This window comes from Marisediminitalea lipolytica (assembly GCF_001758465.1).
Classification (GTDB): Bacteria; Pseudomonadota; Gammaproteobacteria; order Enterobacterales; family Alteromonadaceae; genus Alteromonas; species Alteromonas lipolytica.
This window is the reverse complement of record NZ_MJIC01000010.1, coordinates 757,111-770,109: the sequence shown is the minus strand read 5'-3', so window position 1 is coordinate 770,109 and position 12,999 is coordinate 757,111. Positions and strand designations below refer to the sequence as shown.

At 48.2% G+C, this 12,999-nt stretch carries 10 protein-coding genes; all 10 read right to left on the bottom strand.

Going from position 1 to position 12,999, the window contains the following annotated elements:
- Positions 1-16: 16 nt before the first annotated feature.
- Positions 17-1,384, bottom strand: a complete 1,368-nt coding sequence (locus tag BFC17_RS08875; protein WP_070176076.1) for a DUF1329 domain-containing protein — start codon at positions 1,382-1,384, stop codon at positions 17-19.
- A gap of 18 nt (positions 1,385-1,402) precedes the next feature.
- The gene (locus BFC17_RS08870) at positions 1,403-3,466 is read right to left on the bottom strand and encodes a DUF1302 domain-containing protein (RefSeq protein ID WP_070176075.1); all 2,064 of its coding nucleotides are present in this window, start codon (positions 3,464-3,466) and stop codon (positions 1,403-1,405) included.
- 199 nt (positions 3,467-3,665) lie between these two features.
- Complete coding sequence (locus tag BFC17_RS08865; RefSeq protein ID WP_229680912.1) at positions 3,666-3,902, bottom strand: DUF2835 family protein; 237 nt, start codon at positions 3,900-3,902, stop codon at positions 3,666-3,668.
- Positions 3,892-6,492, bottom strand: coding sequence for an aminopeptidase N (pepN, locus tag BFC17_RS08860; protein WP_070176073.1), 2,601 nt, complete (start codon positions 6,490-6,492; stop codon positions 3,892-3,894). Before pepN ends, BFC17_RS08865 begins: the two co-directional genes overlap by 11 nt.
- Before the next feature lie 20 nt (positions 6,493-6,512).
- On the bottom strand, positions 6,513-7,976 hold the full coding sequence (gene nhaC / locus BFC17_RS08855) for a Na+/H+ antiporter NhaC (protein WP_070176072.1): 1,464 nt from the start codon (positions 7,974-7,976) through the stop codon (positions 6,513-6,515).
- A gap of 10 nt (positions 7,977-7,986) precedes the next feature.
- Entirely contained in the window at positions 7,987-9,321 is a 1,335-nt protein-coding gene (locus tag BFC17_RS08850) for a sodium-dependent transporter (protein ID WP_070176071.1), read from the bottom strand.
- A 125-nt stretch (positions 9,322-9,446) separates the two neighbouring features.
- A complete protein-coding gene (gene prc / locus BFC17_RS08845) occupies positions 9,447-11,486 on the bottom strand; it encodes a carboxy terminal-processing peptidase (protein ID WP_070176070.1) in 2,040 nt (679 codons plus the stop codon).
- A 4-nt stretch (positions 11,487-11,490) separates the two neighbouring features.
- A complete protein-coding gene (gene proQ, locus BFC17_RS08840) occupies positions 11,491-12,153 on the bottom strand; it encodes an RNA chaperone ProQ (RefSeq protein ID WP_070176069.1) in 663 nt (220 codons plus the stop codon).
- 21 nt (positions 12,154-12,174) lie between these two features.
- On the bottom strand, positions 12,175-12,459 hold the full coding sequence (locus tag BFC17_RS08835; protein WP_070176068.1) for a hypothetical protein: 285 nt from the start codon (positions 12,457-12,459) through the stop codon (positions 12,175-12,177).
- The gene (locus BFC17_RS08830; RefSeq protein ID WP_070176067.1) at positions 12,456-12,914 is read right to left on the bottom strand and encodes a GAF domain-containing protein; all 459 of its coding nucleotides are present in this window, start codon (positions 12,912-12,914) and stop codon (positions 12,456-12,458) included. Before BFC17_RS08830 ends, BFC17_RS08835 begins: the two co-directional genes overlap by 4 nt.
- Positions 12,915-12,999 lie beyond the last annotated feature (85 nt).

Genomic DNA, 12,999 nt, shown 5'->3' with positions numbered 1-12,999 from the left:
CCAACCGTTTTTTTGTTTATCTCATGCCTTCGCGGCGCAGTGCCTGAGGCGTGAACTCGGCTTCTTTCGGCTGCACTGAGAAATCATACATCTTTTCCTCGTTGTCCAGACCGATAGCCAGATAGCGACGTGAATTCAGGTCGTGGTATACATCCAGCGTCGACCATTGGGTAGGTACTTCGTAATAGTTCACCCCGTAGGCCACGGCAACCCGGTATAGTTCACCACGGTTATCGTACATATCGGCCAACTGGATTTGCCAGCTGTCTTCATCAATATAAAACACGCGCTTCTGATAAATATGGCGCAGGCCTTCCTTAAGGGTGGCTTCTACTACCCATACCCGGTGCTTTTCCCAACGGGTTATATCTGGATTAACATGGTTAGGTTTCAGGATGTCTTCGTAGCTAACGCTATCACTGTGTAACTTATAGTTGTTATAAGCCACGTACATCTCTTGCTTGCCTTTCAGCTCCCAGTTGTACCGGTTTGGTGAACCGTTAAACATGTCAAAATCGTCGGTGGTACGCAAGCCGTCAGCCGCCGTTCCCGGCGTATCATAAGCAATGTTTGGTGCCAGGCGCACACGGCGCTGACCGGTGTTGTAAGTCCAGGCTTTACGCGGCTCTTTAACCTGGTCCAAGGTTTCATGTACTAACAGAGCCGTACCCGCCAGACGAGCTGGCTGAGTGACTTTTTGCTTAAACATAAACAACACGTTATTAGCCAGCAGGCTCTCCGGCGTGGCATTTTGTTGCGAATACTGAATCAGCAGCTGTTCATCAAAACCGATAACGTTGTAATCGCCGCCGGCAGTCACTGCCGCCTGACCACCATTACGCTGTACGGCCTGACCACGGTAACGTGCGATATGGTTCCAGATGGCTTCCAGACCATTGGCAGGAATAGGGAAAGGAATACCTACCGCTGCACCTTCCATACCGTTACCATCATCCAGTAAGGTTGCACGGGTCGCATTTGCTTTTGTCGCATCGTACACAAACTGTGGGTTTGATGCTGAACGGTGGGTTTTATAAACCGGTAGTTTAAAGCTGTCCGGATAGGTTTCGAACATCTTTTTCAGACCTTCGGATAGCTGCCCGGCATACTGCTGATAATTTGCTGCGGTAATAACAAACTCAGGTGCTTCACCGGCATAGGGATCCGGGTGAAAATCACCAGGGGTATACCCTGCTGGTGCCGATGTGATACCACCGGTCCAGGCTGGAATTGAGCCATCAGCGTTAGCCGCTTTTTCACCACCCAGTGGGGTCAGTTCAGTGCCAAGCTTCGCGGCTTCCGCCTCACTGACTTTGGCTTGTACAGGTCCTGTTGCCAGCGCAACCGTCAGGGCTGCTGCAATAATTCCAAACTTTTTCATCATAACAAATACTACTCTTTATTAAATTGCATACTTGATGTTGAACGATACGAAGTCGCGATCAGACAGTAGGTTGGTGGTACCAATACCACCCCAGAAAGCACTGTAAGATGCTGTCGCAGACCACTTACTCAAGTAATCAAATGTGAAAGAAATATTGGCCGATTTAGTATCCTCTGTGAATAAAAACAGTGGATCCGGTGTTGTGCCCTTAACATCATGGGAGAACGTCACACGTGTCCGTAAGTTAATACCGGCAAACACGTTATTATGATCAGCAACGGCCAGTAAGCGGTAACCCCAGGCATCATCGGTAGCAAACGGGTTAGTTTCAGGGCCATTAGATAAACCGGTGTGCAGGCCGGTACGCGGATTGCCCGTTTCAGTTGGTTCAAGCGATGGTGTACGCCCCGTCCCCGGCGCATTTAAACGCACTACAGACGGATCCGGGAAGTCAACGATATTCACATATCCAGCCTCACCCAACAAAATCAGGTTATCGGTACCCAGCGCCGGTCCAAATACATGGGACACGGTAAACTGTGCCTGCCAGGTATCAGAAAATACATAACCCTGAGCTGTCTCGCCCGGCCCTACCGCTCTGCCAATATTATTAAGCTGAGAAATACCGCCTAAATCCGGGCGCAGGCCGGCATTAGCCAGCTGCTCCGGCATACCCATGTACAGCAGTTCTACGTCGTCAATTTGTAACGGCTCATCCTGACGGTAAGCAAATTCACCGGCCAGTGCCGTGGTACCAATATTGGTGTTAAAACTAAAGCCATACAGCTTAATGTCTTCCGGATAATAAAACTTAGCTTCAGTAAAGGCCTGTAACTCGGTAATGTTATCCCGGTTAATGTTGTGCGTAGCGATAAACGCCAAATCTTCAGCAATGGCCGCTCCGGTAAAATTAGAGGTTTCACCGGAAATCAGCGGACGCTGGCTGTGATAGTTAATGTGGTAGAAGCTCAGCTCGGTTTCGTTGAGAGACTCAGCAAACCAGGTCAGACGCACACCGTACTGGCCCTGATCATCGGCATCAACATGTGCGGCATCGCTGTAACCACGAATGGCAACTTTGGTTGGGTAAGCCAGATATGCCTGACCCAATGCGGCAGGATTACCCCCTGCTCTTAACGCGTCACCAATACCATTGAGTGATGACATCAGGAAATTCAAATCGATATCCGGGTTGCCGGTAAAACCCAGCTGAATGTTATTGGCCTGTCCGCCTTCACCGGCAAAATCGTTGGTGGCAAAATAGCTGCCTGCCACAGGTAACCAGCTGCGTTCCCACTCATACTGGTAATAGGCCGATATACTAACGTTGTCAGTTATGCCAAGTTGAGCAAACACCATTCCAACCGGAATAAAGACTTCTTTAAGCTCTGCACCAGGAGTACGGGCACGTGTCACATCTACCGGGTTAGTGGTATTAATACCATGCTGAATAAACGTACTTTCACCCCAGCTTACTACCTGACGACCAACCCGCACCGTTAGCGGATTATCGCCAATCCACCAGTCACCATAAAAGAAGGCGTCCAGTAAACGAATATCGGTACAAAGCAGTTCTTTAGCTTTGGAATCATCACACAGCTCTGTAGTTTGACCGGTAATGGCATTTGCCCATGGACGATCATTGTCCATTTGCTCAAAATCATAAAACCAGAAACCGCGGGCGAAAAAGCCAACATCGCCGTAACGTATATCGAGCTCATGGTTACCTGAAATCTGAGTAGAGAAAGCTTCGCCTGAGTCGTAAGACAGATTACCTAAGTCACCATTAGAGGAATAGGCTCCGTCAGCCAGGCCCCATACGTCGGCACTGGGATAAATGATGTTGGTGGCGGCATTATAACCAGACCAGTTGAACTGTGGATGGCTACTGTTACCAATTAATTTATAGTCGCGGTCTTCGACGCGGATACTGGTCGCTAGTGTAAGGTTAGTGTCCAGTGATACTGACACGTCACCAAAGTCCCATGAAGCTGCGCCTGCGGGTATAGCCGCGGCACCAAATAAGGCAAAAACTCCAGCTGCGATAGGCGATTTTTTAAATGCGCTAAGCCTGGTTATCATATTTTTAATACTCCTGATTCAACAGTAACCTGCTGATAAAACGACAAACTCATCGGTTTATTTAACAAAATGATTACATCATTTTACACAGATGGCAAGAACTAATCGTACCAGTTGAAAAAATGCAGATTTTTTAATCTGTTAGAGAAATTAGGTCTGGTAAAGAGTTTCTTAACCGCTTGATAGTTATAGTTCAAATTTAAGCAATACGCTCGAAAGATTTGATTTTATTTTGCGCTGAAACAATAAGTCTGAATCGACCATAAAAGCCACGACTATCAATGAATTGGCGGATTCGGCCCGAAGGAACCTGAACCCGCTCACCCGAGTCAGCGGTCAGTACCACAACGGGTACCGAACCACTGTAAAGAAGCTGACACTGATGGTATGGCTCACTAACCGAAAAATAATAAATTCGATCGGTGTTATGAATCATGACCATAGGCCAGTGCTTTACTGACTTTCTCGTATAAATCCTTACTTAACGATGCATCGTCAAGTAACCGTGCCAATTGCTGTTTCATCAGTGCCTGGCGGTCAGACGCGTAATGCTGCCACTGAGTCAGTGGAGTAACCAACCGGGAAGCCACCTGAGGATTGCTTTTATCCAGTTCAAACAGGTAATCGGTGAGGAAACGATAGCCGCTGCCATCATCAGCATGGAAACCAGCCGTGTTGTAAAACGCAAAGCTGCCTATGACTGCCCTGACCCGATTTGGATTTTGCTGGCTGAACTGTGGATGCTGGCGCAGCAAAGTCAGTTGCGCCAGAATATCGCTGCGTTCACAAGTGGCGTGCAACCCAAACCATTTATCCAGTACCAGCGGATCATCACGCCAGCGCTGTTCAAACGCGTTCATCAGGTTATTAAACAGAACCAGATCAAATACCTGCGCAGCTTTCAGTGCACCTAAGGTATCTGACATATTGTCCGACCCATTAAACTGTTCAGTGATAAACGTTTCTGCCAGAGGTAACTCAGCGAGTAAACCCAGCACCACATTTTTACACCGGCGAGAGCTAACCTGCTCTGGCTCATAGGCATAGGAATCAGTTTGATTAGTCTGGTATATAATCAGCAGCAGGTCCTGCATAAATTTAGCTAAATCATGGCTAAACGCTTGTCTGGCTTTATTTAGTCCATGTACGTCAATGTTGTCGCGACTTTGGCACAGGGTTTCAAAACTGGGGATCACTAAACACTCCCCCAGAATTTCAGGGTTATCCTGACTGGCTTCAACAGCCTGATACAGCCCCTGCCAGATAGTGTTATCCACCTGATGCGGCGCGCCCCGATAATATTGTTCAATGCACCAGTCATACAGCTGCTGAATAGCATCCCAACGGCTGAATGCATCGTTAGCAAAGCGAAACGCATGCAACCACTCAGACGGCGTTAAATCCGAAGTCAGTTTTACTGGTGCAGAGAAGTTGCCCAGCGCAACCGGCGTGACAGCCTGGCCTTTACCGGTAAAGGTCAGTGTCATTTCGGCCTTATCCACTATAACCAGATTATCGCGATACATGCCGTTATCCGGCAAGACGTGCTGACCATCAGCATCGAGAAACTCTATCTGCAGAGGAATAAATAAATCCTGTTTATCTGATTGTTCGGCTGTGGGCAGGTTTTGCTGAGTGATAGTTACCGTCAGCACTTCAGACGCCTCGTCAAAACTGCGTTTAACCGCTAATCGTGGTGTGCCTGACTGACTGTACCAACGGGAAAAGTGGGTTAAATCAATATCAGTGGCCGATTGCATGGCAGAGACAAAGTCATCGCAGGTCACGGCCTGACCGTCGTGACGACGGAAATATTCGTCCATGCCGGCCCTGAATCCGTCAACGCCCAGTAAGGTATGCATCATACGGATCACTTCTGCGCCTTTATCATACACGGTGACCGTATAGAAGTTGTTCATCTCAATCACTTCATCCGGGCGAATGGGATGGCTCATGGCACTGGCGTCTTCGGCAAACTGATGTTCGCGCATTACCCTGACCTGCTTAATACGATTGCTCAGCGGCGAACTCATGTCGCTGCTGAACTGCTGGTCACGAAATACCGTCAGGCCTTCTTTCAGGCTCAGTTGGAACCAGTCCCGACAGGTTACCCGATTACCGGTCCAGTTATGGAAATATTCATGGGCAATCACCGACTCTACATTAAAGAAGTCTTCATCGGTTGCAGACGCCTGATCAGCCAGCACAAACTTGCTGTTAAAAACATTCAGGCCTTTGTTTTCCATGGCCCCCATGTTGAAGAAGTCCACGGCGACAATCATGTAAATATCGAGGTCATATTCAAGACCAAAGACTTCTTCGTCCCACTTCATTGAGCGTTTTAACGCATCCAGTGCAAACACACCGCGCTGACGCTTACCTTTATCAACAAACAATTCAAGGGCAACGGTTTTACCGCCTTGCGTGACAAAAGTATCGCTGAGCTGATCAAAACTGCCAGCGACCAGAGCGAACAAATAACTCGGCTTTGGAAACGGATCCTGCCACTGTATCCAGTGGCTGCCGTCTTCATTGGTGCCTTTGTCTACCGGGTTTCCGTTTGCCAGCATGGTTGGCAGGCTCGCTTTATCGCCGGTAATTTTAACCGTAAAGCGGGCCAGTACATCGGGTCGGTCAAGATAATAGGTAATACGGCGGAAGCCTTCTGCCTCGCATTGGGTGCAATACACCCCGTTGGACAAATACAACCCTTCCAGCGCTTTATTTTCGCCGGGGTTAATTTCTGTCACGATGCGCAGGGAAAATGAATCCGGCACCGACGACAGGGTTAAACCTGAATCCGTTTGCTGGTAATCAGTTACCGGCTGACCATCAATAGCCACTTCCAGTAACTGCAAATGCTCACCATCGAGCTCCAGAGGCGCACAAGCATCCCCCTGGCGTTGCACTTTAAGTTCGCTAACTACCCGGGTCGCCGCTGGATCCAGAGTAAAATCCAGCGCGATATCGGTAATTGTAAAATCAGGCGCGCGATAATCTTCGCGGCGTTTAGCCACTAGCGTCATTTCATCTCCTAACAAGATGTTTATTTTGCTGCAATCACTGATTCTGGCGGGTCAAGACGTAAAATCTTTATACCCAGATAGGCATAAATGACAGCCAGAACCGGACTGATTAAGTTAAAGAAAGCAAAGAAGATATACTCAAACGGATGCACCATTAACACACCGTGCATGTAAGCTCCGCAGGTATTCCAGGGGATCAATGGTGATGTTATGGTTCCGCCGTCTTCCAGGCTTCGGGATAAGTTTAGCTGATGTAATCCGCGCTTGGCGAATTCCTCTTTGTACATACGACCGGGCATAACAATGGCCATGTACTGGTCAGATGTAATCAGATTGGTACCAATACAGGTAAGAATGGTCCGGCTTACCATGGCGCCGGCACTTTTTGCGCCATGCAAAATAGCACTCACAGCACGCGTTAACAGCCCTACCCGTTCCAGCACCGCACCAAAAGACATGGCGCACATAATCAGCCAGATAGTATTGAGCATGGACGACATACCACCACGGCTCAACAGGCTGTTAAGGTTCTCATCGCTGGTGTTAAAACTAACGCCGTCAAACAGGGCCGTCCACACTACTTTGAGCGCACCAACAGAAAAAGAGTCAGCACTGTCTTTCATGCTTTGGATCACATCAGGCTGAAAAATCAGTGCCCAGACGCCGCCTAATAATGCCCCCAGACCAACGGCCGGAAATGCTGGCATTTTACGCACAGCCAGCGTGAGTAACACTACCAATGGCACCAGCATGAAAGCGTTAATATTGAAGGTATCATCCAACAACACCTGCATTTGCTGGATCTTTTCTGCTGACTGCTGGCCGGACTCACTTAAACCGATAATTAAAAACAGAATAAGTGACAGCACAAAACTGGGAATGGTTGTCCACAGCATATAGCGGATATGCTCAAATAAATCCGTACCGGCTACCGCTGGTGCTAAGTTAGTGGTTTCTGACAACGGCGAAATCTTATCGCCGAAATAAGCACCGGACACCACTGCCCCTGCGGTAATAGCAGGTGACATGTCCATACCAGCAGACACACCCATCAAAGCTACACCAACGGTGGCCGCTGTCGTCCACGAACTGCCAATGCTCATGGCCACCACGGCACAAATGATACAGGTTGCGGCGTAAAACATACTGGGGTTAAGTAGCTCCAGGCCATAGTAAATCAGTGTTGGTACAGTACCAGCCAGCATCCAGGTACCAATGAGGGCACCTACAACCAGCAAGATCAGGCAAGCGCCAAGAGAGACTGAAATGCCCTGAATAATTCCCTTTTCAATCTCGTGCCAGGTATGGCCGTTTTTCATACCGATAATGGCTGCCAGGCCCGTACCGATTAGTAAGGAAACCTGGTTAGGTCCATAAGAAGAGTTGTCGGCAAACAAAATCACTGCCGTACCCAGCATAATAACCAGTGAGATCACCGGAATAAACGCATCCAGTAGCGTTGGTTGTTTGATTTCTTTAGTCATGGTGATTTCCTTATACAACCGAGCGATAGAACATCAGCAGAATAACTAAAGGACAGACAAATTTGACGTACCAGGGCCAAATTCGCCAAAACAGCCGCTGTTCCATATCCGGTGAACTGACCTTGAGTTCAGCCAGGGCTTCATTACGATTCCATACCCAACCGGCAAAAATACATAGCGCAAAGCCCAGTAACGGCTGGCTGTATTTGGTAGTCAGCGCTATTACAAAACCAAATAACGTGGAAAAATTAAAGATAATCAGTGTGCTTGCAGCAAAAATAACCAAAGTCACAATGGCTACCGCTTTGGGCCGGGAAATATTGCGGCTTTCTGATAAGTAGGCAACAGGCACTTCCAACATGGATATTGAACTGGTTAAGGCGGCAATCACCATTAACGCAAAAAACACCGCAGACACCAACAGCCCAATGGGACCAATAGTATTAAACAGCGCTGGTAAAACAGTAAAAATCAGCTGATCACCGGCTATCAGTTCGCCGGTAGATGAAAAGATTTCCACACCATTATTAAGTGCCACATACATAGCTGGGATAATCAACATCCCGGCAATAATGGCAACACCGATATCTACCAGGGCAACGGCAGCACCAATTGAAGGCAGGTCTTCGTGTTTTCCCATGTAAGAGCCATATACCAGCATAGTCCCCACCCCAAGCGACATGGAGAAAAAGGCCTGACCCATAGCATCAATTAACAGATCGGGATTCATTACAACTGAAAAATCGGGGACCAGATAGGCGGCCCAGCCTTCGCTGGCACCCGGCTGAAAGCTGACATACACAATCAACAGGCCCATAAGGATAAACAGCGTAGGCATTAAACGGACTGACCAGCGCTCGATGCCCGCTTTAACACCACCAAGAACGATGTAGGAAGTCAGCACCAAAAACAGCGCACAAAACACCATGTTACTGCTAAGAGAGTAACTGGTTAACCATTCATTTACCGACTGAGAAACCACGGGGCGGGTCGCTGATTCGGCAAAGAACGCGATCATCCAACCGCCGACAATGGCATAAAATGCCAGGATGAGTGATACCGTGACACAGCCCCACAAACCGGTTAACCGGCCTAAAGGATTGCGCGTGATCTGACCCAGCGAGTCAACCATATTAGCGCGGTGAGCGCGACCTATGATTAATTCCGCCATTAACACCGGATAAGCCAGTGCGAAAGCCAGTACCAAATAGACCAGTACAAAAGCCGCGCCACCATTACTGGCTACCTGAGTCGGAAATCCCCAGATATTGCCCAGTCCCACCGCTGAGCCGGCTGCTGCCAGTATAAAGCCAATACGAGAAGAAAACTCACCACGAGCCGCCATACACATTGTTCCCTTTATTATTGTTTTATAGTTAGTTCTAACTGTCGTTAGTATTTGTTTTTTGAGTGTCTGATGCAATGAAAAAAAGGGCCGACAATGCTGTCAGCCCTTTAATGAAGCGAAGGTTACCCACGGGTTAGCGCGTATTTTCCCGTGTTTACCATATCCAGGGTAATGTTGGCGGCTTCCGTCAGGTACGGATCCAGCTCTTCAAGCGCTTCCGGCAGATCGTCGAGATTTTCAACGGAAGGCAGGCCCATGCGGGTCAGGCGTTCATTAGCACGGGTCAGTGCTTGTTCTTCGTTTTCTTTTTTCTCGGCTAAACGTTCGGATTCAACCAGAGAAATAAACTTCTTATCTTTGTTTTTCTTATATCTTTCAATATCCTGCTGAATGTAGGCAAATTCAGGATCTTGTAAAATACGGGCATTATGTTTGGCCGCCAGCACATCCAGCGCACTTTGGGTATCACCAAATGTGGTGTAATTAGCGCGTTTGATGCTGTCCCATGGCAGCGCGTTTTCTTCCTGGCTTTCACCCCAATCAGCCGGATCGATTGGCGACGGGAAGCTGATGTCAGGCACTACACCCTTATGCTGCGTACTCCCACCGTTAATCCGATAAAACTTGGCAATGGTATATTGCACGCTGCCCAGTGGATTATCGTAAAGATCGTAGATACGGCCAAGGCCTTTATGCTGCTGAACGGTGCCCTTACCAAAGGTTTGTTCACCGATAATCAATGCGCGGTTGTAATCCTGCATGGCAGCAGCAAAGATTTCAGACGCTGAGGCACTGTAGCGGTCAACCAGTACGGTTAACGGCCCCTGGTAAGCTACCTTACCATCGGTATCCTGATTCACACTCATGTGGCCATCTTCGTAACGCACCTGCACCACCGGGCCCTGTTCGATAAACAGGCCGGATACCAGCGTTGCTTCTGATAATGAACCACCGCCGTTACCGCGTAAATCAACGATAATGGCTTTAACATCATCGGCTTTAAGAATATTAATCTGCTTTAAGACATCGGCATGCAGGTTGTTGTAAAAACTAGGAATATTGATAACCCCTACTTTTTCACCCTGATGTGGGCCGGTATCCGGTATCACCACTTCAGATTTTGCTGCGCGATCTTCCAGCTTAATTTTGTCCCGTACAATACTGACCACAGAAACGGTAGTAGTATCAGACGCGCCTTTTTGAACCTGCAAACGAACTTCGCTGCCCTTCGGCCCTTTAATCAGCTCAACCACATCATCCAGACGCCAGCCGATAACATCAACAAAATCCTCGTCACCCTGGGCAACACCAATGATTTTATCTTCTGGCTTAATGGCTTTGGATTTGTCAGCCGGGCCGCCTGCTACCACGCTTTTGATGACAGTAAAGTCATCTTCGCTTTGCAAAACGGCGCCAATGCCTTCCAGTGACAGGTTCATGTCCATCTGGAAACGTTCAGCGTTACGGGGCGACAAATAACTGGTATGGGCTTCGATGCTACGCGCAAAGGAATTCATTACCGTTTGGAAAACGTCTTCACTCTGGGTTTGCTTAAGGCGCTTGATGGCGCGTTCGTAGCGTTTGGTTAGCAGCTCTTTGATTTTTTCCGGCTCTTTGCCCGCCAGTTTTAAATTCAGCGCATCGTATTTAACCCGTTGACGCCATAATTCGTCCAGCTCGGCCTGATTGGCCGGCCAGGCTGCATCTTCGCGGTCGTAATAAAACTTATCGCCTGCTTTTTCGAAATCGAAATCTTCGCCCAGCAAGGTTAATGCATATTCGTAGCGATGTACGCGGGATTCCAGACTACGATTAAAAATGTCGTAGGCAACCTGCAGGTTACCCCGCGTGATAGCTTCATCGAATTCATCACGGTGCTTGCTGAACTGGTCAATCTCAGATTGCAGAAAGATATTTCGATTTCCGTCGAGGGATTTGAGATAGCGATCAAACACTTTCTCAGATAACTCATCATCCATTTTGATCAGTTTGTAATGTTCACGGGTGAACAAGGTGCTGATACGCTTGGCCGCAGAAGAATGCTGAGCCTCTTGCTGGAGAATGGGCAGATCTTCGACACTATTGCCAGATGTGACCGCTCCGGCCCCTACGCTTAGCGCAAGAATGGCACTGGCAACGGAAATGCGAAGTATATCTTTCATATTACTACCTCTTGGAACGTGCTAAACGCAGAGTCTGCGGATTAACCTTTACTACCATCCCCGAGTCTAACTGCACATGAACGCCATCTTTTGCCACTTCAGTAATTACCGCAGGCATGGGTGCTTTACCAAGTTTTACTGTTACTGCTGTGCCTACAGTCAGGTCAGCGTCAGACAGTTTTTCCGGGGGCGTCTTTATTGGTCTGCTGGTTTTTGATTTAGTTCCACTATTATAGCGTCCAGGGCTAGATTTACCTGGTTGGTCGCCGTTTTTAGCGGTAGCCGGGCGTGGCTCTTTCTTGCGCTGAGCTTTAGCCGTTTGCTTACGCTTTTCAGCGGCTTTGGCTTTACTCTCGTCAAGCTGCTTTTTAGCGTGCTCTTCGTGTTCTTCTTCAATGGCAGCATCCTGGTTACCATCCAGGTCAACGCGGAAATTGCCTTTCTTTATGCTGTAAAGATAGCGCCAGCTATTGGTGTAATGACGTAAGCTCGAACGTAACAGTGTTTTACTGACACGCTCCTCTTCTGCCAGGCGCTCAGCTAAATCCTGAAAAATGCCAATTTTAAGGGGTTTTGCTTCACCTTCCAGGGTGAAGCAATTTGGAAATGTCTCGGCAAGAAAGGTAATAACCTCTTTGCTGTTGCTAAACTTCTGTGATGATTCCATCAATGTCAATGCATGTTAGTGTTAGTCCAGATTGTCTGCATCATCCCAAGTTGCTAACAGATGGTCAACCCAATCAAGCAAATCATCATCATTTACGTACAATAAATTGTCATCCTGGTGCCAAATTGACCAGGTGTGAGCCAGAATCTTCTCTAAACGCTCGGTTTCAATATCATCATCGGCCCGATCATAAACCATATGAAGAATGGTATTGAGACGCTCAGCCGCTTCATCCGGCTCTTCAAACACGTCTTCCATATCTTCCCAGGTCGCCAGAACCACCTGAATATCTACCATGTACTTCATGCAAGCTCAGCCACTAATGCGTTCACAATTGCCGCCAGCCCGGCTTCGTCTTCAGCACTAAAGCGGGCTAATTTCGGGCTGTCGATATCAAGCACGCCCAGCAGCGCCCCATTTACGGTAATCGGAATGACAATTTCAGAATTAGAGGCAGCGTCGCAGGCGATATGGCCAGCAAACTGGTGAACATCTTCAATTCGCTGAATAGTATTGGTTGCCGCAGCTGTACCACATACGCCTTTGCCCATAGGAATACGGATACAGGCTGGCAGGCCCTGAAACGGCCCCAGCACTAACTGGTCATCTTTATACAGATAAAAACCAGCCCAGTTCACATCCTGCATATTGTGATAAAGCAGTGCACTGATGTTGGCCAGATTGGCTATCAGGTCCGGTTCGCCGGCGATCAGGCTTTTGGCTTGTTCCAGTAGTTGAGGGTAATTGCTGGTGTCGGTCAAAGTACAACTCTCTAGTGAAAAACAATTAGACCGGCAAAGTTTAGCAGTTCCCTCAACAAAGGTTAATCCATGAAATAACCGGAAA